The organism is Methylobacterium sp. J-067 (genome assembly GCF_022829465.1).
GTDB classification, from domain to species: domain Bacteria; phylum Pseudomonadota; class Alphaproteobacteria; order Rhizobiales; family Beijerinckiaceae; genus Methylobacterium; species Methylobacterium litchii.
In genome coordinates this window covers 19,252-44,387 of the sequence record NZ_JAKSXZ010000101.1, presented here as the reverse complement: position 1 = coordinate 44,387, position 25,136 = coordinate 19,252, and the positions used below count along the sequence as shown (strand labels likewise).

The 25,136-nt window shown below is 71.6% G+C and carries 16 protein-coding genes and 1 pseudogene; 7 read left to right on the top strand and 10 right to left on the bottom strand.

From position 1 onward, the window contains the following. Positions 1-21 precede the first annotated feature (21 nt). From MKK52_RS12475 to MKK52_RS12465, 3 genes are all read right to left on the bottom strand, one after another. Entirely contained in the window at positions 22-216 is a 195-nt protein-coding gene (locus tag MKK52_RS12475; protein WP_243954180.1) for a hypothetical protein, read from the bottom strand. A gap of 148 nt (positions 217-364) precedes the next feature. Next, complete coding sequence (locus MKK52_RS12470; RefSeq protein ID WP_243954179.1) at positions 365-2,038, bottom strand: putative bifunctional diguanylate cyclase/phosphodiesterase; 1,674 nt, start codon at positions 2,036-2,038, stop codon at positions 365-367. A gap of 2 nt (positions 2,039-2,040) precedes the next feature. Continuing rightward, positions 2,041-3,873 carry an ATP-binding protein gene (locus tag MKK52_RS12465; protein ID WP_243954178.1) on the bottom strand — a complete coding sequence of 611 codons (1,833 nt, stop codon included), beginning with the start codon at positions 3,871-3,873 and terminating at the stop codon, positions 2,041-2,043. Between the two features lie 293 nt (positions 3,874-4,166). Here MKK52_RS12465 and MKK52_RS12460 point away from each other — a divergent pair, with 293 nt between their 5' ends. The 4 genes and pseudogenes from MKK52_RS12460 (at position 4,167) to MKK52_RS12445 (ending at position 10,786) form a co-directional block, all read left to right on the top strand. Continuing rightward, positions 4,167-4,553, top strand: coding sequence for a hypothetical protein (locus MKK52_RS12460; protein ID WP_243954177.1), 387 nt, complete (start codon positions 4,167-4,169; stop codon positions 4,551-4,553). Positions 4,554-4,644: 91 nt separating this feature from the next. Beyond that, entirely contained in the window at positions 4,645-5,889 is a 1,245-nt protein-coding gene (locus tag MKK52_RS12455) for an efflux RND transporter periplasmic adaptor subunit (protein ID WP_243954176.1), read from the top strand. Between the two features lie 11 nt (positions 5,890-5,900). Further along, positions 5,901-9,080, top strand: a pseudogene (locus tag MKK52_RS12450) (efflux RND transporter permease subunit); the annotation flags it as partial. A 221-nt stretch (positions 9,081-9,301) separates the two neighbouring features. Then, positions 9,302-10,786, top strand: a complete 1,485-nt coding sequence (locus MKK52_RS12445; RefSeq protein WP_243954174.1) for a diguanylate cyclase domain-containing protein — start codon at positions 9,302-9,304, stop codon at positions 10,784-10,786. Between the two features lie 3 nt (positions 10,787-10,789). Here MKK52_RS12445 and MKK52_RS12440 read toward each other — a convergent pair whose 3' ends face one another. Continuing rightward, positions 10,790-11,536, bottom strand: coding sequence for a Crp/Fnr family transcriptional regulator (locus MKK52_RS12440; RefSeq protein ID WP_243954173.1), 747 nt, complete (start codon positions 11,534-11,536; stop codon positions 10,790-10,792). A gap of 339 nt (positions 11,537-11,875) precedes the next feature. Here MKK52_RS12440 and MKK52_RS12435 point away from each other — a divergent pair, with 339 nt between their 5' ends. The 3 genes from MKK52_RS12435 to MKK52_RS12425 all read left to right on the top strand — a co-directional run bounded on the left by MKK52_RS12435 (position 11,876) and on the right by MKK52_RS12425 (position 18,022). Beyond that, positions 11,876-13,834 (top strand): putative bifunctional diguanylate cyclase/phosphodiesterase, encoded by a 1,959-nt coding sequence (locus MKK52_RS12435; RefSeq protein ID WP_409564662.1) that lies wholly within the window; start codon positions 11,876-11,878, stop codon positions 13,832-13,834. Between the two features lie 173 nt (positions 13,835-14,007). Then, complete coding sequence (locus MKK52_RS12430; RefSeq protein ID WP_243954171.1) at positions 14,008-14,568, top strand: PAS domain-containing protein; 561 nt, start codon at positions 14,008-14,010, stop codon at positions 14,566-14,568. Next, positions 14,549-18,022, top strand: coding sequence for a CheR family methyltransferase (locus MKK52_RS12425; RefSeq protein WP_243954170.1), 3,474 nt, complete (start codon positions 14,549-14,551; stop codon positions 18,020-18,022). The genes MKK52_RS12430 and MKK52_RS12425 overlap by 20 nt, the downstream gene beginning before the upstream one ends. Here MKK52_RS12425 and MKK52_RS12420 read toward each other — a convergent pair. The 6 genes from MKK52_RS12420 to MKK52_RS12395 are packed head-to-tail and all read right to left on the bottom strand — an operon-like array spanning position 18,009 to position 25,120. Next, positions 18,009-18,947, bottom strand: a complete 939-nt coding sequence (locus MKK52_RS12420) for an NAD(P)/FAD-dependent oxidoreductase (RefSeq protein ID WP_243954169.1) — start codon at positions 18,945-18,947, stop codon at positions 18,009-18,011. The genes MKK52_RS12425 and MKK52_RS12420 overlap by 14 nt on opposite strands. Positions 18,948-18,964: 17 nt before the next feature. Beyond that, positions 18,965-20,095, bottom strand: a complete 1,131-nt coding sequence (locus tag MKK52_RS12415) for an FAD-binding domain-containing protein (RefSeq protein ID WP_243954168.1) — start codon at positions 20,093-20,095, stop codon at positions 18,965-18,967. 33 nt (positions 20,096-20,128) lie between these two features. Beyond that, a complete protein-coding gene (locus tag MKK52_RS12410; RefSeq protein WP_243954167.1) occupies positions 20,129-21,286 on the bottom strand; it encodes a M20 aminoacylase family protein in 1,158 nt (385 codons plus the stop codon). A gap of 34 nt (positions 21,287-21,320) precedes the next feature. Then, positions 21,321-22,673, bottom strand: coding sequence for a DUF3100 domain-containing protein (locus tag MKK52_RS12405; RefSeq protein ID WP_243954166.1), 1,353 nt, complete (start codon positions 22,671-22,673; stop codon positions 21,321-21,323). 24 nt (positions 22,674-22,697) lie between these two features. Further along, on the bottom strand, positions 22,698-24,236 hold the full coding sequence (locus MKK52_RS12400; protein WP_243954165.1) for an aldehyde dehydrogenase family protein: 1,539 nt from the start codon (positions 24,234-24,236) through the stop codon (positions 22,698-22,700). Then, on the bottom strand, positions 24,236-25,120 hold the full coding sequence (locus MKK52_RS12395; protein WP_243954164.1) for an NAD(P)-dependent oxidoreductase: 885 nt from the start codon (positions 25,118-25,120) through the stop codon (positions 24,236-24,238). The genes MKK52_RS12400 and MKK52_RS12395 overlap by 1 nt, the downstream gene beginning before the upstream one ends. Between the last annotated feature and the right edge of the window lie 16 nt (positions 25,121-25,136).

Below are 25,136 nucleotides of genomic sequence, written 5' to 3'. Positions count from 1 at the left end.
GCCCGCACCGGGGGCGCGGCCTCAGAGGCGAAGGCCCCGGGCGAGGCGCTGCTGCGCCGTCCGGATGTCGAGGGTGCGGCCCGCCTCGTCGATGATGCGGATGGTCTGGTAGCCCTCCTCCGCCCAGCGCATGGCCAGGACCACCGCGCTCGAAGGCTGCACCCGGGTTTCCGAGCGGGGTTGGGCATTCCGCTCGGCGCGGATCGTATAGGGCATGGCGACGCTCCTCGAATCGCACACCCGCGATTTTACCAATCGTCGCGCTGAAGATCTATCGTCGATGTATCATTTGCACGATACTATCGTGCAAAACCAATACGCGTTCCTAATTTGCCGGCACCGTCGGCGATACTGGACGAAATCCTCACGCGTGACGGCGCATCAGCGGTTCGCGCATCGTGGCGGCGCGGCGTTGGCGCTCCACCGGGCGCTCGCCGGGATGGCGGACATGCTCCAGGCGGATCTGGTCGATCAGCATCGGCCGGGCGAAGTAATAGCCCTGCGCGCAGCGGATCTGGGTGGCGGCGAGGAGGTAGGCGACCTCCTCGTGGGTCTCGACGCCCTCGGCCACGACCGACATGCCGAGCGCCATCCCGAGGGATTCGATCGCCTTGAGCACGATCTGGCTGCGCGGGCGCTGGTGGATGTCGGTGATGAAGGAGCGGTCGATCTTCAACTCGTCCGCCGTGATCTCGGCCAGCGCGGCCAGGGATGAATAGCCCACCCCGAAATCGTCGATGGAGACGCGGGCGCCGATGGCGCGGATGCGCGGCAGCACCTCCCGCTGGAACCGGCCCTTGGTGAAGAACGCCTCCTCGGTCAGTTCGAGGATGAAGCGCGGGGCGAGGCCGGTCTGGCCGAGGGATTCGCAGAAGGCCGTCATGAACGGCACGTCGCAGGCTTGCTTGGCCGCGATGTTGAGGCTCACCGTGATCTCGTCCCCGAACATGTCGTCGAGGTCGGGGATGGCGCGCACCGTCTCGGCGAGCACCTGCAGGGTGATCTCGTTGATGAGCCCGAGTTCGATGGCGAGGCCGACGAAATCCCCCGGCGCCTGGATCACGCCGAGTTCGTCGCGCCAGCGCAGCAGCACCTCCACGCCCTTCACGGCATGGGTGCGCATGTCGACCTTGGGCTGGAAGGCGCAGCAGAAGCAGCGGTCGCGGATGGCGAGGCGCAGGCGCTGCTCCACCGCCATGCGGGCGGTGGCCGCCTGGCTCATCGCCTCCTCGAAGACGCTGACGCCACCCTTCACGCTGCCCTTCACGCGGTACATGGCGCTGTCGGCCTGCCGCCGCAGGGTCTCGTAGGTGGTGCCGTGGTCGGGGAAGAGGCTCAGGCCCATGGAGGCCGAGGCGAAGATCTCGTGGCCGTCGATGAAGAAGGGCTGCTTCAGCCGCTCCGAGATCTCGGAGACGCCGGCGAGCGTCGCGTCGCGGTCGTGGACCGGGTTGAGCAGCAGCACGAACTCGTCGCCGCCGAGGCGGGCGAGCATGTCGCTCGGGCGCAGGGAGCCCCGGATCCGCTCCGCCACCTTGCGCAGCAGCGTGTCGCCGGCCGCGTGGCTGTAATAGTCGTTGATGTGCTTGAAGTTGTCGAGGTCGATGAAGGCCAGGGCGAAGCGGTCCGAGCGCTGCGCCCCGGCGATCAGTTCCTCGATGCTCTGCTCGAACATCAGCCGGTTCGGCAGGCCGGTGAGCGCGTCGATATAGGCCCGGCCGATCAGGTCGCGTTGGATGCGGTGGTGCTGGGTGACGTCGAGGAGGGTGGTGAGGGTGAAGTCCTCGCTGTCCACGGAAAGGGGGCGCGCCTGCGCCTCCACGACCCGGTCGCCGACCTCGGCCACCGCGCGGCCGGCGGCCGGGGGGCCGTCGGGGGCGGGCAGGTCGAGGGTCGCCTCGGGGTCGAGGTGCCGCGCGGCGGCGTTCGCCAGGATGCAATGGCCCTGCGCGTCGTGCACGACCATCCCCACGGGCAGCGCCTGGATGGCGGACTCGAGGAGATGACGGCGGTGGCTGGGATGGGCCGACTCGCTCACGCTCACTCCTGCTGCCACAGCGAACGGACGAGGCGGCTGCCGGCCTCCGCCGGGCCGGAGACGGCGTCGCCGGCCTCCAGCGGGCGGCGCAGCAGCCGGCGGTGGGCTTGGTCCAGGGCGGGGGCGTTGCCCTGCTCCGGGCCGGCCTCGCGGGCGAGCCGCGCGGCGACCGAGCCCTCGCTGTCCAGGCCGGAGGGCTTGCTCATGGTCGCGGCGCGCCAGCGCTCCACCACCGCGCCGACGAAGGGGCCGCCGGGCTGCGCCCGCCCTTCCTCCGGCATCCGCCCGCTCACGTCGTTGCGCGGCTGGCGCCCCGGGGGGAGCTGGCTGAAGGTCATGCGCGCGGGCACCGGCACGCCCTCGCCGAAGGCGATCACCTCGCCCGTCCCGAGGGAGGGCACGAAGGCGAGGAGGTTCACCGCGTCCGACACGGCGGCGGCCAGGAAGGCCTGGTCGCGCTCGTTCGTCATGCGCATGGCGAACAGGGTGCTGCACTGGGAGATGATCGCCGGGTCGAGCTCGGCCGGGCGCTGGGTGACGAGGCCGAGGAAGACCCCGTGCTTGCGGCCCTCGCGGGCGATCCGCGACAGGGCGCGGCGGGTGGGGGTGAAGCCGACGGAGCGGTCCGCCGAGGCGTAGCGGTGGGCCTCCTCGCAGACGAGGAGCAGCGGCACCGCGCCCTCGCTCCAGATCCCGAACTCGAAGGCGAGGCGGCAGAGGACGCAGACCACCGCGTCCACCACCTCGGTCGGCAGGCCGGCGAGCTGCATGATGGTCATCGGCCGCCCGTCCGGTTCCAGTCGGAACAGGTGGGCCAGGAGTTCGCCCATCATGTCGCCGCCGACATTGGCGTTCTCGAACATGAAGCCGTAGCGGGGATCGTTGCGGATCGTCTCGATCCGCGAGATCAGCCGGTGATAGTGCATCCGCGAGGCGCGGTTCTCCAGGCGGCCCATCCGCTCGTCGATGAGCAGCGTCAGATCCTGGAGGGTGTAGGGGACCGGCGTGTCGACGGTGAAGCCGGCGTTCTTGTTGAGGCCCCGCTTCACGATCTGCCGGTCGGCCGCCTCCTTGTATTGGAGGTACTTGGTCTTCGCGAGCGGGATCACCTCGGCGAGGATCTCGATCTCCTCGTCGACCGGCGGACGGCCGCCATAGATCACGTCGGTGATCTCTTCGAGGTTGAACAGCCAGAACGGCAGTTTGAGGTTGCGCGGGGTGACGATGTTTGCCCGGTCCCCGAAGCACGAGGCGTATTCGTTGTGCACGTCGAGGAGGAAGACGCGCACGCTCTCGTGCACGCTCATCACCCGGTCGAGGATCACCGCGACGCCGCTCGACTTGCCGACCCCGGTCGCCCCCAGCACGGCGAAGTGCTTGGACAGGAGGTCGTTGACCCGGATGCTCGCCGGGGTCTCGGGGTCCATGTAGAGGGTCCCGACCGGCACGTTGTCGCCGCCGGACACCTGATAGACCGCACGCACGTCGGCGCGCGGCAGAAGCTCGACCTCGTCGCCGATGGCCGGGTAGCGGGCCACGCCCCGGCGGAACCGCTTCTCCCCGCCCTCGGTGAGGATTTCACCCAGGAGGTCGAGGCCTGCGAAGGCCGACAGCCCGCCGCCGGGCTCGCTGCGCGAGGTGAGGGCGGTGATGATGCCGACGAGGACCGCCCCCCCGGCCTGGACGCGCACGAACCGGCCGACCGTGACCCGGTGGCTCGGCCGGCCGGCCTGCGACTCGAGGGCGAGGTTGACCTTCAGCCCGTCGATGGACGCCACCGTCCCGATCCGCGCCGCCGACTCGCCCTCGTCGGAGATGCCTGCCGTGCTGAACATCCGAAAAACCCCTGGCCGGCGTGTGGCCTGCGCGAGAGCGACACCGGGGAACGCGATCGCGCCGCTTCCCGTTCGGCACAATGCCCGGTTGTTGTTGACAATTCCTATACAGCGCCGCCGCGCAATCTCATTAACACGGTCTGAATTGTGGCGAGATCATTCTCTGTGTCGGTTTTAGCCGTGGCATCATTTGTCATCTGAGTTGATTAGTTTGCGTGTTCTATCGCAGTAACTCAAGCAATGCGGGGGGCGTTGCTTGTGCCGAGCCCGGACATCGCCCATAAGGAGGGAGGATGATCGCGGCACGTCGACAGGGGGCCTTCGGGGCCTCAGGAGCGGCTGGCGGGTGGTGGCAGGCCGCCGCCCGGATGATCGCGCTCGTCCTCGCCCTGGCCCTCGCGGTGCCGGCGGCCGGGCTCGCGGAGGATCTGGCGTTCCACCGGCACCATGACGGGACCGCACTCACCCTCGGACAGGCCGGCGCCGTCGCGGAGGCCGCGCCTCAGGCGGCCGATCCCGGTCTCGTCTGCCACGCCCATTGCGGCTGCCACGTGAGCGCGACCCCCTGCGAGGCGGGCCTCGCCCCGCCCGCCGCCTCGCCGCGCCCGCGCTACGCCCGCACCCATGTGACGGCCTCCTCGGTCGTCCCCGACAGGCTCCCCCGGCCCCCCCGCGCCTGAGGCGACGCGGACCCGCGTGGTCCGATCCGTCCCCTGACCGCAACCGATCGCGCGAGGCCAAGAGGCCCGCGATCCCGGCCGAGCCTGTTCCATGCGCATCCTTTCGAGCGCGGCCCTCGTGGCCGCCGGCCTCCTCGCGGGCGCCGCCATCCCCCTGTCCCTCGGCCCGGCCAGGGATTCCCCGCCGGCCCCGACCCCGGCCGCGCACGCGGACGAACACGATCACGACCACGGCCCGGCGGAGGCGGGCGAAGGGCTCGTCAGGATGACGCCGGAGCAGATCCGCGATCAGGAGATCGCGGTGGCGCCGGTACGCGGCGGGATCCTGTCCCGCCACGTTCTCGTGCCCGGCACGGTGACGCCCGATGCCGACCGCATCGCCCGCGTCCCGGCGCGGGTGGTCGGTACGGTCTCGCAGATGCGCAAGCGCCTGGGCGACGAGGTCGCCAAGGGCGACGTGGTGGCGATCCTCGACAGCCGCGAGGTCGCCGACGCCAAGAGCGACTACCTGACGGCCCTCGTCCAGTCGGAATTGCAGAAGGCCAATTTCGAGCGCCAGGAGAAGCTGCTCGCCTCCCGCGCGGTCTCCGAGGCAGCGTGGCAGAACGCCCGCGCCCTGTTCCAGGAGAACCAGCTGCGCCTGGACCTCGCCCGGCAGAAGCTCTCGGCGCTCGGCCTCGCCGCCGCCGAGGTCGCCGCCGCGCAGAAGCGGGACGAGGCGACCCCCAACGCCTCGACCCTGCGCCAGTACGAGCTGCGCGCGCCGCTCGGCGGGCGGATCGTGGAGCGCAAGGTCGATGTCGGCACGGCGGTCGGCAAGGAGGGCGACCCCGCCGACCTCTACACCGTGGCCGACCTGTCGAGCGTCTGGATCGACCTCGCGGTCTCGACCTCCGACCTCGCGGACGTGCGCGACGGCGCCCCGGTGGCGGTGCGGCGGGGGCAGGGGGCCGAGACCCCGGTCGGCCGGGGCCGCGTGATCTTCGTGAGCCCGCTCCTCAACACCGAGACCCGCTCGGCGCGGGTCGTCGTGGCGCTTCCGAACGCGGACATGGCGTGGCGCCCCGGCACCTACGTCACCGCCGAGATCGGCATCGCGGAGGATCCCGTCGCCGTGCGCCTGCCGAAGCCGGCGCTCCAGACGATCGAGGGCAAGCGCGTGGTCTTCGTGCGGGTGCCCGACGGCTTCGCCAAGCGCGAGGTCGAACTCGGCCGCGCCGACGACGACGCGGTGGAGGTCGTCTCCGGCCTGTCGCCGGGGGAGGAGGTCGTCGTCGGCAACAGCTTCCTCCTCAAGGCCGAGCTCGGGAAGAGCGAAGCCGAGCACGGCCACTGAGGAGACCGGACATGATCGACCGCATCCTCGACTTTGCCGTCCGGCGCCGCTGGCTGGTGCTGCTCCTCACCCTGCTCGCCGCCGGATTCGGGCTCTCCGCGGCGACGCGCCTGCCCATCGACGCGGTGCCCGACATCACCAACAACCAGGTGCAGATCAACACGCTCGCCCCCTCGCTCTCGCCGGTCGACATCGAGAAGCAGGTCACCTACCCGATCGAGGCCGCCCTCGCCGGCATCAAGGGGCTCGACTACACCCGCTCGCTCTCGCGCAACGGCTTCTCGCAGGTCACGGCGGTCTTCGCGGAAAAGCTCGACATCTACTTCGCCCGCCAGCAGGTGGCCGAACGCCTCGCGCAGGTGGCGCGGGACCTTCCCCCCGGCGCCCAGGCCGCCATGGGGCCGATCTCCACCGGCCTCGGGGAGATCGTGATGTGGTCGGTGCGCTTCGCGGACGCCAACGCGCGCCGGCCCGCCGCCGCCGGCAAGCCCGGCTGGCAGGAGGACGGCAGCTACCGCACCCCCGAGGGCCAGCGCCTGACCGGCGACCTCGAACGGAAGGCGTATCTGCGCACCGTGCAGGATTGGATCGTCCGGCCGCAGATCAGGACCGTGCCGGGGGTGGCGGGGGTCGACAGCATCGGCGGGTTCGAGAAGCAGTACCACGTCCAGCCCGATCCGACCGTGCTCGCCTCCCTCGACCTCTCCTTCGCGGACGTGGCCCGGGCGCTGGAGGCGAACAACGCCAACCAGGGCGCCCGCTACCTGGAGGACAACGGCGAGAGCTACGTGGTGCGCGCCGCCGGCCGGCTGGAGGGCATGGCCGACATCGGCAACGTGGTCGTGGCTACGCGCGGCGGCGTGCCGGTGCGGATCTCGGACGTGGCGAGCGTGCGCATCGGGCGCGACCTACGCACCGGCTCCGGCAGCGAGGACGGCGCCGAGGCGGTGATCGGCACCGCGCTCATGCTCATCGGCGAGAACAGCCGCACGGTGGCGGAGGCCGTCACGGCGCGGATGGACGCGATCCGCCGCTCCCTGCCCCCCGGCATCGAGATCCGCATCGTCCTCGACCGCACGCAGCTCGTGGAGGCCACGGTGCGGACGGTGGCGAAAAACCTCTCCGAGGGGGCGCTCCTCGTCGTGGTGATCCTGTTCCTGCTGCTCGGCAACATCCGCGCGGCCGTGGTGACGGCCCTCGTCATCCCCGTCGCCATGCTGATGACGATGACCGGGATGGTCGAGGCGAAGATCTCGGCGAACCTCATGAGCCTCGGCGCCCTCGATTTCGGGCTGATCGTCGATGGCGCCGTGATCATCAGCGAGAACGCCCTGCGCCACGTCGCGGAGCGCCAGCACGCCCTCGGGCGGCCCCTCGCCCTGGAGGAACGGCTGACCACCGTGCGGGATTCGGCCCGCGAGATGATCGCCCCCTCCCTCTACGGACAGGCGATCATCATCCTCGTCTACGTCCCGCTCCTCACCTTCACCGGGGTGGAGGGCAAGATGTTCGAGCCGATGGCGCTCACCGTCATCATCGCGCTGGCCTGCGCCTTCGTCCTGTCGCTGACCTTCGTGCCCGCGCTCCTCGCCATCGTCCTCACCGGACGGGTGAGCGAAACGGACAACGCCCTGGTCCGGGGGATGAAGGCCGCCTACCGGCCGGTCCTCGACGCCGCGATCCGGGCGCCCTTCGCCTTCGCCGCCCTCGCCCTGGCGCTCCTCGCAGGCGCGGGCCTCCTCGCGACCCGGCTCGGCACCGAGTTCATCCCGCAACTCGACGAGGAGGCCATCGCGCTCAACGCCACCCGCATCCCCTCGACCTCCCTCACCCAGTCGCAGGCGATGCAATTGAAGGTCGAGAAGGCGGTCCTGGCCTTCCCCGAGGTCGCGACGGTCTTCTCCAAGACCGGCACGGCCGAAGTCGCCTCCGATCCGATGCCGCCGAACTCCTCGGACACCTTCGTCATCCTGAAGCCGCGCGGGCAGTGGCCCAACCCGGCCCTGCCCAAGGCGGACCTGCAGGCGCGGATCGAGACGGCGGTCGGGCAGCTCGCGGGCAACGTCTACGAGTTCTCGCAGCCGATCCAGCTCCGCTTCAACGAGTTGCTCGCGGGCACCCGCGGCGACCTCGCGGTGAAGCTGTTCGGCGACGAGTTCGAGCCCCTGCTCGCCACGGCGAACCGCATCGCCGGGATCCTGCGCGGCATCGCGGGCGCCGAGGACGTGAAGGTCGAGCAGATCGAGGGCCTGCCCATCCTCGACATCCGGATCGACAAGGCCGAGGCCGCCCGCTACGGCCTCAGCACCGGGGCGATCCAGGACGTGATCGGCGCCGCCATCGGCGGGCGCGAGGCGGGGGTGGTGTTCGAGGGCGACCGCCGCTTCCCCATCGTCGTGCGCCTCACCGACCGGGTCCGCGAGGACCGCGAGACGCTGGAGAATATCCCCGTGCCGCTGCCGCCCGGCGCCGGGGGGAGGGCGGGCTCGGTCCTGCTCAAGCAGGTCGCATCCTTCTCCGTCACCGAGGGGCCGAACCAGATCAGCCGCGAGAACGGCCGCCGCCGGGTGGTGGTGACGGCCAACGTGCGCGGGCGGGACATCGGCTCGGTGGTGGCCGAGGCGCAATCTCAGGTGGGACAGGCGGTGGCCCTGCCGGCGGGCTCCGCCCTGACCTGGGGCGGGCAGTTCGAGAACCTCGCCTCGGCCAAGCGCCGGCTCGCGGCGGTGGTGCCGGCCTGCTTCCTCTTGATCCTCCTGCTCCTCGGTTCGGCGCTCGGCTCGGTGCGCGACGCGCTCCTCGTGTTCAGCGCCGTGCCCCTGGCGCTGACCGGGGGCATCCTCGCCCTGTGGCTGCGGGACATGCCGGTCTCGGTGCCGGCGGCGGTGGGCTTCATCGCCCTCTCCGGCGTCGCGGTCCTGAACGGCCTCGTGATGATCAGCGCGATCCGCAGTCTCGCCGCCGGGGGGCTTCCCCTGCGTGAGGCGATCCGCGAGGGCGCCGCGACCCGGCTGCGGCCGGTGGCCATGACGGCGCTCGTCGCCTCCCTCGGCTTCGTGCCGATGGCGCTCGCCACCGGGACCGGGGCCGAGATCCAGCGCCCCCTCGCCACGGTGGTGATCGGCGGGCTGATCAGCGCGACGCTCCTCACCCTCGTGGTTTTGCCGGGCCTCTATGCCCGGTTCGGCCGGCCCCCCGGCGGCGGCCCGACGAGCCGACCTGTTCTTGTCGAACGGAGCCGATCACTTGGCCGTGAGCCCAACGCGAAGAGATCGGCGCAAAACGAGCAGCAACGGCGTCCTATCGAAGGGGATAAAGTCGCAGGAGACCGCAATTCGCAAGTTTTCTCTAACCCCCGGTGAGCAACCTGTGGTGAGGAGCGGGCGGCATTGGGCCGAGCCCACGAGGGACGATGCGCGCGAACCGGGCTGCAGAGACGGGGGCTTCCGACGAGGCGGCGGGGGCTACGGCACCCGCCACGCCGCGCCGTCTGCTGGCCGCCCTCGCCCTCGTGGTGGTCGGCGGCATGTGGATCTACACCGCCTGGACGATCCACGACCTGCGCCGGCAGGCCTGGGACAGCGCCCGCCACGACGCCCTCGGCCTGCTCGGCACCAGCGAGCGGGCGATCGCGCGCGACATCGAACTCTACGACCTGTCGCTGATGACCGTGTCGAGCCGCCTGAACCTGCCTACCCTCGACGGGGCCTCGCCGGAACTGCGCCACCTCGGCCTGTTCGACCGGGTGTCGCAGGCGCGGGGCTACGGCTCGATCCTCGTCCTCGATGAGAAGGGCCACGCCTTCCTCGATTCGGGCTCCCTCGTCCCGCGCCGCCTCGACGGGTCCGACCGGCTCTATTTCACGATCCACCGGGACGCGCTGGAGACCGGCCTGTTCATCGGCCGCCCGTGGCGCACGCGGCTGAGCGGGCGGGACATGATCCCCCTGAGCCGCCGCTTCGCCTACGCGGACGGCAGTTTCGCCGGCGTCATCGTGGGCGCGATCGAGCTGGCCTATTTCCGGGAGGTCCTCGACCGCCTGAAGGGCAGCCGCGACTTCACCGTCACCCTCGACTTCACGGACGGAAGCGAGGTGATGAACACCGGGCAGCCCACCGCCGCCGACGCGCCGGGCCTGCGGGAGGCGCGGCAGGTCGGCCCCTGGCCGCTGCGCCTGTCGGTGTTCCTGCCGGCCACGGCCATCGACCGGGCCTGGAAGCCGCAGACCCACATCGTCCTGGCGCTGGCCCTGCTCCTGAGCCTCGGGATCCTCGGCGTCGTCGGGCTGCTGCACCGGGAGTTCAGCCGCCGGGAGCGCGCGGAGCGGCAGGCCCTGGCCGCGCGGGCCGAACTCGAACGGCTCGCCGCCACCGACGCCCTGACCGGCCTGTGGAACCGGCGGCATTTCGAGGTGAGCGTCACCCGCTGCGCCGAGCCCGCCGAGCGGGCGCGCTGGGCGCTGCTCAGCATCGACGCCGACCATTTCAAGGGCTTCAACGACCGCTACGGCCACCCGGCCGGCGACCGGGCGCTGAAGCAGGTCGCCGCCGTGCTGTGCGGGCGCGCGGCGCAGGCCGGCGGCAGCGCCTTCCGGGTCGGGGGCGAGGAATTCGCCCTCCTCGTCCGCTGCGAGCCCGGCGAGGCCGCGATGCTGGCGGAATCGGTGCGCGCGGGCGTCGCCGCCCTGGGCCTGCCCCATGCCGACCATCCGCGCGGCATCCTCACCCTCAGCGTCGGCATGGCCCATGGCGCGCTCGCCCCCGCCGCGAGCCTGCAGGGCTGGATCGACGCCGCCGACGCGGCCCTCTACGCCGCCAAGCGGCAGGGGCGGGACCGCGTCTGCCATGCCGGGGCGCAGGAAAGCCACCCGCCGCCGCGTCTCTCGGCGGCCGGCTGAGGCTCAGCCGTCCATGTGGCGCAGGTGGAGGTAGGTGGGGTCGAACTCGCCGGCCTTGGCGAGGGCGTCCCAATCGTGGATCGTCAGGCGCCCGCCCCCGAGGGTGATGAGGCCGCTCTCGCGCAGCTCCTTCAGGATCCGGTTCACATGGACCGAGGTGATGCCGAGCGCGTCGCCGAGTTCGTACTGCGTGAGGGGCAGGCCGCAGGAATTGTCGGCCGCGAGGCCGACCATCTCCAGGCGGATCATCAACTCGCAGAACAGGTGGGCCATGCGCGGGTAGGATTCCCGCCGGCCGTTGTTGAGCATCCATTCCCGGGCGAGCGAGCCCTCGATCAGCGTCGTGCGCCAGAACGCGTCGCCGAGGCGGGGCTCGGCGGCAAACAGCGCGCGCAGGGCCTCGTGCTGCACGAAGCCGATGCGCAGCGGCGCCACGGCGCAGATGCTGAAATCGAGCACCTCCAGATGCAGGCTCTGGAAATCCGGCACGTCGCCGGGGACGTGGTAGGCCGTCACCTGCCGCCGCCCGTCCTCGGTGGTCTTGTAGGTCGCCGCGATCCCGCTCAGCACCGCGAAGCACCGGTTCGGCCGGTCGTGCTCCACCACGATGTCCTGCCCGGTCTCGTACTCCGCCACGTGCAGCGGCAACCCGACCAAAGCCGCCCGCTCGGAGTCCGACAGGTCGAACAGCGCCACGCTCTCGATCTTGCGGACGAAGGGATTGGTGTCCGCCTGGATCGTCTCTGCCATCGCTGACCCCCCCCCTCGTGCCGGCAGCGATTATAGGGCATTCGCCCGGCCCTTCCGCCCCTTTCGCAGGGGCTGCGGGACCTTTTGAGTCCGGTCAAGGTCGGTGGCCCCGGCGGTGCCTTACCGCAACGGGATCGATCCCTGTGAAGGCCATCCCGGATCGCCCGACGTTCACCCGATCGCTCTCGCAAATGGACAGATATAGATTCTCACGTTTGCGCGATAGATTGATCGTGGAAGGATCATCCTCACCTCTTCCCTTGCGATGTCAGAGAATGGTGCAAGCGACCTTTAATTAATTCAAATTACATTGCGGAAGATCATTCCGGCGCGGGCGCAATGTTCAGGCGAATTCGTTTCCATCATCCGCTGACAGCCCTCCTCGTGCGGCGCGCCGAGACACTGCCGGCCACGCGGCAGGTGTCGGAACTGCGCAAGCAGATCCCGACCCTCTACGGATTGCTCTGCGTCAATTCCTGGACGCTCGCCGCCACGCATCTGCGCGTCGCCCCGGCTCTCCTGACCCTGGTCTTTCCCGTACTCGTCGTCTTCATCTGCTTCGCGCGCGCGGCGACGTGGTGGCGGATCCGGCCGGAGACGCTGACCGAGGCGCAGGCGATCCGGCAACTGAACGTCACGACGACCCTCACGGCCATCCTCTCGGCGGTGTTCGTGGGCTGGGCGGTGGCCCTGCGCGACTACGGCGGCCCCTACGAGCAGTACCACGTGGCGATCTTCATCAGCGTCACGATCATCGCCTGCACCTTCTGCCTGACGCACCTGCCGGCCGCCGCCTACATCAGCACCGGCACGGTGCTCGCCGTGTTCCTCGTCTGCTGCCTCCTCAGCGGGAACGAGGTCTTCCTGGCGGTCGCCGTCGACACCGCCTTCGTGACGGCGGTGATGGTGCGCATCCTGACCAGCAACTACCGGGATTTCGTGGAACTCGTCGCCTCGAAGGCCGAGGCGAGCCGGCTCTCCGACGAGAATGCCCGCCTCGCCCACACCGACAGCCTCACCGGCCTGCCGAACCGGCGCTACTTCTTCCAGCACCTCGAAGACCTGACCCGGACCTGCGCCGCCGAGGACGGGCGCTTCGCCCTGGCGATCTTCGACCTCGACCAGTTCAAGCCGATCAACGACACCTACGGCCACACGGCGGGCGACCGGGTGCTGGCCGAGACCGGGCGGCGCCTCGCCGCCTTCGCGGGGCCCGGCGTGACCCTCGCCCGCCTCGGCGGCGACGAGTTCGGCGTCCTCATCCGCGATCCGGCGGCGCCCGCGACGGTGATCGCGTTCTGCGACGGGATCTGCGCGGCCTTGCAGGAGCCGATCCGGCTGGCGGAGATCCGGGTGGTGGCCGGATGCTCCTGCGGCCTCGCCAAGTTCCCGAGCGCCGGCCGCGAGGCGGCGGCCCTGTTCGACCGCGCCGATTACGCGCTCTACCATTCCAAGCTGCACCGCCGGGGCCGGACGACCCTGTTCTCGCAGGTCCACGAGGACGCGATCCGCGCCGAGCGGGCGGTGGAGACCGCCCTGCGCACCGCCGACCTGCCCGCCGAGATGCGGATGCACTACCAGCCGATCCTCGACACCGAGACCGGGGCGATCACCCTGGTGGAGGCCCTGGCGCGCTGGACGAGCCCCGTCCTCGGGCAGGTCCCGCCGGACCGCTTCGTGGCCGCCGCCGAGCGCAGCGGCATGATCCACGCCGTCACGCTCCTGCTGCTGCGCAAGGCGCTCGCCGACGCCGCCCGCCTGCCGCACCGGGTCGGCCTGTCCTTCAACCTCTCCGCGCACGACCTCGCCGCCCCCGAGACGGTGGACGCGATCATCGCCGCCGTGCGCGAGAGCCGCCTCGACCCCCGGCGGCTCACCCTCGAACTCACCGAGACCGCGCTGATGCGCGACTTCGAGCAGGCCAAGACCGCGATCGTCGCCCTGCGGGCCCTGGGCATCAAGATCGCCCTCGACGATTTCGGGACCGGCTATTCGAGCCTCGGCTACGTCCACCGCCTGCCCCTCGACAAGATCAAGATCGACCGCAGCTTCATGGCCGCCGCCGACACCGAGGTCGGCGGGAGCGTGATCGCCACGATCCTCAGCCTGTGCCGCAACCTCGGCCTCGACGGCATCGCGGAGGGGATCGAGACGGAGGACCAGCGCGAGGCCGCCCGCCGCCACGGCTGCCGCTACATCCAGGGCTACCTCGTCGGCCGCCCGATGCCGATCGGCGACCTCCTCGCCCGCCTCGCCGAGGACGAGTCCGGCGGCGAGCCCCTGCGCCTCTCCGCCTGAGGGGACCGCCCGCGCCCGCCCGTGGCGCATCGACCGCCCGCCCTGGCCATGGCGGCGATGCTTGCCATATCCGCCCCATGCCCGCATGAGGCGACGGGCTTCCGCATGCACGCGCCGATTGTAGGGGCAGCGCCTGCGCGGATCCCGCGAGCGGAGGCGATCAAGGAGCGGCCGTGCCCAGCCAAGACATTCCCGGCGAACTCCGGCAGTATTTCGAGGCCTCGCACATCGCGCTCGCCCTGGCGGACGTGACCGAGGACAACCCGCTGCTGCTCGTCAACGAGCCGTTCCGCGCGCTCACCGGCTACGACGACGCCGAGGTCATCGGCCGGAATTGCCGCATGCTCCAGCGCGACGCCGAGAACCGGCAGCCGCGCGCCAAGATCCGCAGCTTCCTGGAGGCCGGGCGGCAGGCCTCGGTGCGGACCACGATCCTCAATTTCCGCAAGGACGGGAAGCCCTTCGTCAACCTCCTCTACATGTCGAAACTGACGGCTCTCTCGGGGGAGGTGCGCTTTCTTTTCGCATCCCAATTCGATGTCAGCCGCTCGCAACCGGAGCTACTTTCCGCCTACGATAACGAACTGGGACGGACCCTCTCCCGGCTCGGCCCGGCTTTGGCCGAAAGCGGCATGGTCATCGAGGGCTCGCTGATGATCATCGCCAACACCGTCGCCACCGTTGCGCAGGCGAAGCTCACCCTCGCGGATCTCGATGCACCAGGATTTCCTTGACGACGCCGGGGCGGGCGCCTCCGAAATCCACGACGGTCCCGAGAAGGCCGAGTCCGTACCGTTCACCGGCCCCGTCGTCGGGATCGGCGCCTCCGCCGGCGGCCTGGAAGCCCTGCGCGAGATGCTGGCCCGCGCCCGCTTCCCGACGGGCATGGCCTTCGTCATCGTCCAGCACCTCGACCCCAACCACGAGAGCATGCTGGCCCAGCTCCTCGACCGGCACACCGAGCTGGAAGTGCTCCAGTGCGAGGGTGGCGAGCGGATCGCGGGCGACCGCGTCTACATTATCCCGCCGGGGCGGGGGCTCGCCATCCAGAACGGGGTGCTCGAACTCACGCAGTTCGTGCAGCCGCGCGGCCTGCGCCGGCCCATCGACGACTTCTTCCTGTCCCTCGCCGTCGATCAGCAGGCGAACGCGGCCTGCGTGATCCTCTCCGGGACCGGGGCGGACGGCACGACGGGCCTACGGGCCATCAAGGAGCATGGCGGCGTCTGCGTGGTGCAGCAGCCGGATTCGGCCCGCTACGACGGCATGCCGCTCTCGGCGGTCGGCACCGGGCTCGTGGATTTCGTCCAGCCGGCGGGCGAGATCGTGGATTGCCTCGCCGCCTTCTTCCGCCGCCGCAGCCACGACGGCGCGGGCGAGCAGGCCGACCTCGTCGCCGACCACGTGGACGACCTCTGCCGGGTGATCCGCGCCGCCGTGGGCCACGATTTCGCGGGCTACAAGCGCACCACCCTGGTGCGCCGGGTCGAGCGGCGGATGCACGTCCTCGGGCTCGATTCCGGCCGGGCCTACCTCGCCCGCGTCCGGGCCGACAAGGACGAGTGCGAGGCGCTGTTCCGCGACCTCCTCATCAACGTCACCCGCTTCTTCCGCGACGCGGAGATGTTCGAGGTGCTGCGCGAACGGGCGATCGAGCCCCTGCTGCGCACCCGCAACCCCGACGAGGACCTGCGGGTCTGGATCCCCGGCTGCTCCAGCGGCGAGGAGGCCTACAGCATCGCCATGCTGTTCGCCGACGCCGCCCGGCGGATGGACGTGCCGGCGGCGGTGCAGATCTTCGCCACCGACATCGACGAGCGGATGCTCCAGATCGCCCGCGACGCGACCTATCCGGCCGCCGCGCTCGCCGACATCCCCGCCCACCTGCGCGAGCGCTACGTGGTGCCCCATGCCGAGCGCTTCACCATCGCGCCCGAGATCCGCGACCTGATCCGCTTCTCCAGCCACAGCCTCGTGAAGGACCCGCCGTTCTCGCGGGTGGACCTCCTCTCCTGCCGCAACCTGCTGATCTATTTCGATGACCGGTTGCAGCAATCGGTGGTGCCGCTGTTCCATTACGCGGTGCGGCCCGGCGGCTACCTGTTCCTCGGCCCCTCCGAGAGCGTGAGCCGGTTCGAGCAGCTTTTCCCGGCCATCGACCAGCACGCCCGCCTGTTCGAGCGCCCGCCCGGCGCCCCGAAATACCCGATCGACCTGCCCGGCGGCGCCCGCCGGGGCGATGCCCCGCGCGGCGAGCGCCCGGAGCGCCGCGAGCCCTCCATCGGCGACGAGACCGTGGCCGTGCGCCGGGTGGTGGAGCGCTACGCCCCGCCGAGCATGGTGCTGAACGAGGATGGCGGCATCATCGCGGCCTACGGACGGCTGAGCCGCTACTTCGACTTCCCCGTGAGCCGCGCGGGCGGCACCAGCGCCATCACCCTGGCCCGGCCCGGCCTGCGCGACGTGATCGGCCCTCTGCTGCGCCAGACCCGCGACGCCCGCAAGCGCGTGGTGGTGCGCGACGTCGACGTCCAGTCGGAATACGGCATCCAGACGGTGGAGGCGATCTGCGATCCCCTGCCGGACGGCTCGATGCTGCTCATCATCCGGGACATCGGCGCCTTCAAGCCGTCGAACGACCTCGACCTGATGGAAATGGACACCGGCGGCGACCACGTCGAAGCGCTGGAAGAGGAATTGCTGCGCACCCGCTACAAGCTGCGCTCGACCGTCGAGGAACTGGAGACGACGAACGAGGAGCTGAAGAGCTCCAACGAAGAAATGATGTCGATGAACGAGGAGCTTCAATCGACGAACGAGGAGCTCTCCACCGTCAACGACGAACTGAAGACCAAGGTCGAGGCGCTGACCATCGCCAACGCCGACCTGCGCAACTTCTTCGAATCGACCGACCTCGCGGTCATCGTCCTCGACCGGGCCCTGCGCGTGCGCAGCTTCACCACGGCGGCGACCACGATCTTCCCGCTTCAGCCGAGCGACCGGGGGCGGCCGTTGGCCGACGTGTCGAGCCGGCTCGCGGGGCAGGATTACCTGCACGACGCCGAGGCGATCGTCGCCGGCAGCACGGTGATCCAGCGCCGCATCCTCACCCGCGACGGCGCGCGCACCCTGTCGCTGCGCGTGCTGCCCTACCGGCAGCAGAACGGTAGCATCGACGGCGCCACCCTGGTCCTCACCGACATCACCGAGGCCCTGGCGCTGGAGCGCCAGCTCGCCTCCGAGCGGGAACGGCTCGACCTCGCGGTCAAGGCCGGCGGCATCGGCGTGTGGGAATACAGCCCCGATTCCGCGACCATCGTCTTCGACAGCACGGCCGGGGCGATGTTCGGCCTCGCCCCCGACACGCCGCACGGCACCGAGACCCTGGTCTCCCGCGTTTTCCCCGAGGACCGCGAGGCGCTGGAGACGGCGTTGGGCGAGGTCTCGCACGGGCTCGACGAGTTCGAGGCGCGGCTGCGGGTGCGGGCGGGCAAGCACGCCTCCCGCCATATCCGCAGCTACGGCCGCCTGACCCGCAGCGGCGACCGCAAGCGGGTCGTGGGCGTCTGCATCGACGTGTCGCCGGAATACGCGCTGGCCGAGACCCGCGACCTGATGCTGCGGGAGATGAACCACCGGGTGAAGAACCTCTTCGCCATCATCGGCGGGATGATCTCGGCGGGCGCGCGCACGCACAAGGAGATCGGGGTCTTCGCCTCCGACATGCGCGACCGCATCTCCGCCCTCGGCCGCGCGCATTCGCTGGCCGACCCCACGGGCACGCAGGGGATGAGCGACCTCGCGGGGCTCATCAACGCGACGCTCAGGCCCTATCGCGACCACGTCCCGACGACGATCGACGGGCCGCTGGTCGCCGTGGACTGGCGCCACGTCTCGTCGCTGGCGATGATCCTGCACGAATGGGCGACGAACTCCGTCAAGTACGGGGCGCTCGGCTCCAACGACGGGTCCCTCTCCGTCACCTGGGAGCGGGTCCCAGACGGGCTCACCCTCACCTGGATCGAGCGCGTGACCAGCGTCGCCAGCCCGCGCCCCGGCCGGGGGTTCGGCTCCCTGCTGGTGGAGATGTCTCTGCGCCAGCTCGAAGCCTCGGTGGAGCGCGAGCACGACGACACCGGGCTCAAGCTCGTCCTGAACCTGCCGGGCCTCGTCCTCACCCGGTCGTGACGGCCTCCGCGAGGCGGCGGCCCGAGAGCCATGCATTCTCGACGCGGGGGCCGGTGAGCCAGTCGCCGCAGGCGCCGAGGCGCGTGCCCGGATCCCACAGCACCTCGCGCCGCGCGGCGCCGGAGCGCGCGTAGCGCCAGCGATGGGCCTTCAGCAGGGAGGGCGCCACCGGGGCGAGGCCGGCGGCGGCGAAGAACGCGGCGAGCAGGTCTTGCGCCACGGCGTCCGCCTCCTCTTCGAGATGGGCGCGGGACCAGTCCGGCCCCGCCTGGATCACCCAGGCTTCGGTGGCCGGGCGGCCGGGCTTGGCGGAGTTGCGCGCCGCCCAGCCGATGGCGCCGTCCGTGCGCAGCACGTCCCCGGCGACATCGAGGCGGGCGGGGAAGGCGGCCATCGCCGTCCAGCACGGCGCGGAGGGCGTCTCCCGCGCGACCTCGGCGAGGGCGGGGGCGTGGTCCGCGAGGAGGGGGCCGGTCTGCTCGGCGGGGATCGCCGTGAGCACCGCCGAAAACCCGCGCTCGTCGAGCCCATCGACCCGCAGCCGCCAGCCGGTCGCCTCGCGGACGAGGCCGTCGACCCGCGTCTCCCAGCGGACGGGCAGGTCGCGGGCGAGCGCCACGAGGGGCGCGTTCATGGCCGGCACCCCGACCCAGGCCTCCGCCCCAGCGGCGGGCCAGGGCGCCACGAGCCCGGCCTCCCGCCAGGCCGCCAGCCGGGCGACGAAGGCGGGATCGCGCCCGGTCATGTATTGCGCTCCGTGGTCGAACCCGACCGGCCCGGCCGGGCTGTCCCCCGACCGGCTCGACATCCGCCCGCCGGGCTTGCGGCCCTTGTCGAACAGGGCCGTCGCGAAGCCCCGCTCCCGTAGGGCCTCCGCGCAGGCGAGGCCCGCCATCCCGGCGCCGACGATCGCGATCCGCTCCATCCGTCCAAACCTCCCCGTCAGCCGTGCAGCATCGTGGGAATGGCGCTGCGCAGGCGCGAATAGCCCCGGTTCGCGCGCGGCCACGCCCGCTCGTCCCAGTCGCGGCGGAGGCGCAGGCAGCCCGCCGGCAGGGCATCCGCCGAGGGGCCGACCGGCGCCCAGGCCGTCACCACCGGCAGGCCCTCCTCCCACCCCTCGGAGACGGGCGCGGCCGGGCACCTGAAATGCGCCCCGGCGCGGGAGAGGGCGTCGGCCATCGCCGCCGTATCGGCCTCGCGCACCCGCGCCACCGCCTCCTCGGCATGGACGACGAGGCCGCCGACCCGCGTCACCCGGGCCGGGCCGAGATCCAGGCTCTCCGGGTTCAGGTCGTCGAGGTGCAGGAGCAGGGCGACCTCCCCGGCGGGCGGGGCATCGGCCCGCGCGAGCGGTGCCTCGCGGGGCGGCGTCGCCTCGTCGAGGGAGTCGGCGTCCTCATCGAGGCCGTTGGGATCGTAGCCCTTGCTCGTGTAGCGGCGGATGTTGTCGCGGCGTGCGAGGTAGTGCTTGCCCCGCGTGTGCAGGCCGGCGACCCAGCGCCAGGACAGGGTGTTGCTGGCGGGATCGCCGTCGAGGAGGTGCGCCAGGAAGAAGGCCGCCCCGAGTTCCCAGGGCAGGCGCAGGGTGAAGATCCAGATCGAGGCGAACCACATCCGCGTGTGGTTGTGCAGCCAGCCCTCCTCCACGAGTTGCCGCGCCCAGGCGTCGAACCCGTCGATCCCCGTCTCCCCGGCGATGGCCCGGTCGTGGATGCGCCGCAGGCCGGGTTCGGCGTCGAGGCGGGCGCGGGCGGCGTCGCGCCCCTCGCGGTAGCCGGTCCAGGCGGCGGGATGGGTTTCGAGATGGCCCTTGAAGTAGGTCCGCCAGAAGACCTCCGAGACGAACTTCTCCGCGCCCTCGTCGCCGTAGGCGTGCAGCGCGGCGCGGGCCACCTCCTCCTCGGTGACGAGGCGGCGGCGCAGGTAGGGGGAGAGGGCGGAGGTCGTGGGCGTCTCGCCCCGCCCGCGATCCGTGTTGCGGGCGGCGGCGTAATCCGCGCCGGGGCCGTCGAGGAAGGCGGCGAGCGCGGCGAGCCCGGCGTCGCGGGTGAGGGGGAGCGGATGCGGCATGGGCCTCATCTAGGCCCGCGCCGCGATCCGGCATCAGCGCGGGTGCAGGAACCGCGTCGCCAGGGTGGCCCAATACGCCGCGCCCAGGGGCAGCACCGCGTCGTTGAAATCGTAGGCCGGGTTGTGGAGCGGCACGCCGGGCTCGGCCCCGTCCGCCCCGATCCAGGCATAGGCGCCGGGGCATTCCGCGAGCATGTAGGAGAAATCCTCCGAGCCCATGGAGGGGGCGATCTCGTCCTTCACCTCCGTGAGGCCGCCGACCGCGCCGGCCGCGTCGAGGGCGAGGCGCACCGGCCCGGCGGCGTTGATCGTGGCCGGGTAGCCGATCGTGTAGGTGATCTCGGCCGTCGCCCCGTGGGTCGCCGCGACGCCCTTGGCCAGGGCCTCGACCAGCCCGGCGATGCGCTGGCGGGTCGCCTCGCCGAGGCAGCGCACCGTCCCCCGGATCACCGCCCGGTCGGGGATCACGTTGTAGGCCTCGCCGCCATGGATCTGCGTCACGCTGAGCACGGCGGGCTCGGTGGGGGCGATCCGGCGGCTCACCACCGTCTGCAGGGCCAGGACGAGCTCGGCCGTCGCCACGAGCGGGTCGGTGCCGCGCTCCGGCATGGCCGCATGGGTGCCGTAGCCGTGGATCGTGATCTCGAACGTTTCGAGGGAGGCCATGATCGGCCCGACGCGGGTGGCGAAGGTGCCGACCGGCAGGCCCGGCCAATTGTGCAGGCCGAACACCGCCTCGCAGGGGAAGTCCCGGAACAGGCCGTCCTCCACCATGGCCCGGCCGCCGCCCTCGCATTCCTCCGCCGGCTGGAAGATCACGTGGACCGTGCCCGCGAGGTCGTCCCGCCCCGCGAGGTGGCGCGCCGCGCCGAGGAGCATCGCCACGTGGCCGTCATGCCCGCAGGCATGCATCACGCCGGGCGTCGTGGAGGCGTAGGGCAGGCCGGTGGCCTCGCGGATCGGCAGGGCGTCCATGTCGGCGCGCAGGCCGATGGCGGGGCCGGCACCCCGGCTCAGCGTCCCGACCACGCCGGTGCGGCCGAGGCCCGTCTTCACCGCGTAGCCGCAGGCGGCCAGTTCCCGCGCCACGAGATCCGCCGTGCGGGTCTCCTGGAAGGCGAGTTCGGGATGGGCGTGGAGGTCGTGCCGCCACGCCACCATGCGCTCGACGATGTCCGCCGCGATGCTCATTCCGTCACTCCCGTTGCCGCCCCCGCCCGCCTTGCTACCCCAAAGGGGCGTGCAGGAAGAACTGCGCGATCAGGGCCGCGCCGAGGAACGTGCCGGCATTGGCCATGAACGAGACCACGACGATGCGCCAGCCGAGGCGGCGGAAGGCGGGCACGTCCTTGGCGACCGACAGGCCCGCGAAGGTGAGGATCGGCGTCGCCAGGGCGAGGAAGTTGATCTTGCCCGTCATGGCCGCGATCTCGGCCGCATAGGGCGTGGCGGGATAGGTGAGCGCCATGCCGATGAGCGAGACCCAGAGCACGGCGGGGAGCTTCCGGCCGCAGGCGAGGTACAGGGCGTAGCCCGCCAGCACCGCGCCGACGATGATCGCCATGCCCGCGACGACGGTGCGGTCCGGCGCGACGCCGTAGGTCAGCCAGTTGCCGATCAGGCCGTAGGCGCCGATCATGATCCAGGCGAGCACGGTCTCGGGCAGGCCGATCCGCGCCTCCTCGTGGACCGGCGCGTCCAGGGCCGCCGGGGCGGGACCGGCCGCGTCGGGCCGGTGGCGGCCGAGGATCGGCTCCAGCTTGCCGTAGGCCCAGATCGTGAAGGGCAGCGACAGGAACAGGGTGAAATACGTGCCGATGGTGGTGGTGACGAGGTTGCTCGCCGCCGCGAAGGTCGCGACCTCCTTGGCCACCTCGGGCGTCTGCTGCGCGGCGATGGCGCCGGAGGCGGCGGCCATCATGCTGCCGGAGCCGACCCCGGCGCCCATGGCGAGCGCCAGGGGGTTGAAGATCCCGAGCGAGGTGATGAGCCCGGCCAGGAGAGCGATGAACACCGCCCCGAACACCGTGCCGGTGAGGTATTCCGCCAGCACGCCGCGCCCTTCCGGCGAATCCATGCCGTAGCGCTCGCCGATGATGGCGAGGCTCGGCTCGCGGCCCACCGAGAAGGTTGCGCCGATGGCCTCGCGCTTGATGCCGAGCAGCAGCGCCACCGGCAGGCCGAACACCATCGTCCCGAAGAAATGGCCGAATTCCTGGAAGACCAGCGCCCAGCCCGAGGCGAGGATCTTGGGCAGCGAGCCGCCCACCAGCAGGCCGAGTTTGGCGATGAAGATCAGGAGCGCCGGCTGCAGATAGGCCGAGGCCGCGTTCTGCATCGCGCCGGAGAGGCGCAGCGGCGGCGGCAGGCGGGGGCTCAGGAGGCCGATGGCCCCGCCCAGCAGCAGCGCCCAGAGGAGGGGGAGCAGGATGATCTTGCCCGTCCCCACCGGGATGCTGACGTTGCCGATCGCCTCCGCGATGACGACGATGACGAGGGCCAGCAGGAACAGCAGCAGCTTCCCGCCCCCCGTGACGGGCCGCGTCCTCGTTCCCGCCGCCAGCACGTCCGTCGTCATCGCCGTCTCCCCCGTCCGTCCCGATTATCCCACGTAGCCGAATGCCACCGCCGGTTGCGCGGCCGTCTCGACCCACACGCTCTTCGTCTGGGTATAGGCCATCAGCGCCTCCCGGCCGGAGGAGCGTCCGAAGCCCGAGCGCCCGAAGCCGCCGAAGGGCGAGGCCACGTTGATCGTCTTGTAGCCGTTGACCCAGAAGGTCCCCGCCCGCACGGCGGCCGCGACCCGGTGCCCGCGCCCGATGTCCCCGGTCCAGACCGCCCCCGCGAGCCCATAGGGGGTCGCGTTGGCGAGCGCCACCGCCTCGTCCTCGTCGTCGAAGGGCAGGACGGTGAGGACCGGGCCGAACACCTCCTCGCGGGCGATCTCCGCCTCCGGGCCGACCCCGTCCACGATGGTCGGGCCGTAATAGAAGCCGCCGGTCTCCTGCAGGGCGTCCGGGCAGGCGCCGCCCGCCGCGATGCGCGCGCCCGCCGCCGCGGCGGCCTCGACCATGCCGGCGATCTTGTCCCGCTGGCGGCGGTTGTTGATCGGCCCGATCTGCGTCGCCGGGTCGGTCGGGGCGCCGACCGGGATGCGCCCGGCCGCATGGGCGAGGCGGGCCACGAAATCCGCGTGGACCGAGCGGTGGACGAGGAGGCGCGAGCCCGCGACGCAGCTCTGCCCGGCGCCGCCGAAGATCGCCGCCTGGGCGCCGAGCAGCGCGCGGCCGAGGTCGGCGTCGGCGAAGACGATGTTGGCGGACTTGCCGCCGAGTTCGAGGACGCTCGGGACGATGTTGCGCGCCGCCGCCGCCGCGATCTGCGCCCCCGCCTCGGCCGAGCCGACGAAGACGACGAGGCGGGTGTCGGCATGGGCGACCGCCGCCGCGCCGGTGGTCGGGCCGGCGCCGGCCAGCACCGAGACGAGGCCGCGCGGCATCCCCTCGGCCTTCGCGCAGAGCACGCCCAGGGCCAGGGAGGTGAGGGGGGTGAGTTCGGAGGGCTTCAGCACCACCGCGTTGCCGGCGCAGATCGCCGGGGCGATCTGCCAGCCCGCCGTGAAGATCGGCGCGTTCCAGGGGGTGATCTGCACCACGGTGCCGTAGGGCTCGTGACGGGTGTAGTTCAGGTGCGAGGTCGGAACCGGGATGACCTCGCCGTGGAGCTTGTCGCACCAGCCGGCATAGTACTCGAACATCTCCGCGACCTTGGCGACCTCGCCGCGCGTGTCGCGGATCGGCTTGCCGGCCGAGAGCGTCTCCAGTTCGGCCAGGGCCTCGGCGTGGCGGCGGACCAGGGCGGCGACGGCCCACATCGCCCGGCCGCGGGCGGCGGCGCTCATCGCCCCCCAGGCGCGCTGGCCCTCACGGGCCGCCGCCATGGCGGCCTCCACGACGGAGGGCCCGGCATCGGCGAAATGGGCGAGCACGCCGCCATCGGCCGGGTTGACCAGGGCGAGGGCGTCGCCCGTGCCGGCCAGCACCTCGCCGGCCACGACGCTGCCGATCGTTCCGCCGGGCAGGAGGTCGGCGAGGAGGTCGGCGACGCGGGCGGCGGCGTCGGAGCGCGTGGGTGCGGACATCAGAGGACTCCCTCGTTCGCGCGGTAATCGGCCATGCGGGTGAAATCGGCGGTGTCGGGGATGCTCACGCGGCTCTCGCGCCAGATCCGCCCGACCTCGTCGGAGAGGGGCAGCGCGACCCCGCTCTCGGCAGCCAGTTCGAGGGCGAGGCGCACGTCCTTACGCATCAGCCCGGCGGAGAAGCCGCTGTCGAAGGTGTCCGGCACGACCCAGCGGGGCACCATCACCTCGCTGACGGCGCTGCGGCCGGTGGCGGTGTTGACGACCTTCACCGCCTCCTCGGCGGAGAGGCCCGCCGCCTGCGACAGGCGCAGGGCCTCGCCCGTGGTGACGAGATGGGCCGCGACCAGCAGGTTGTTCACGAGCTTGACGATGTTGCCCGCCCCCGAGGGGCCGACATGCGGCGCGCGGGCTGACATCGCCTCCAGCACCGGCCGGGCGAGGGCGTAATCCTCCTCCCCGCCGCCGACCATCATGGTGAGCGTGCCCTCGGCGGCGCCGGACGGGCCGCCGCTGACGGGGGCGTCGAGGAGGGCATGCCCGGCCTCGGCCAGCCGCGCGGCGAGGCGGCGCGTCGTGCCGGGATCGGAGGTCGAGGTGTCGATCACCACGACCCTGCGGTCGCTGCGGGCGAGGAGCCCGCCCTCGGCGGTGACGACCGCCTCGACGTCCCTGGCGAAGGGCAGGGAGAAGACCAGGGCATCGGCCCGGCGCAGCACCTCCGTCAGGGAGGGCACGAAGGTGACGCCCGCCGCCTCGACCGCCGCCCGGCGGTCTGCCGCGATGTCGAAGCCCAGCACCGTGAAGCCCTTGCGGGCCAGCGTCGCGGCCATGCCCCGGCCCATGTTGCCGAGCCCGACGACGCCTATCGTTGCGATGTCCATGCCGATCGATTCCCGT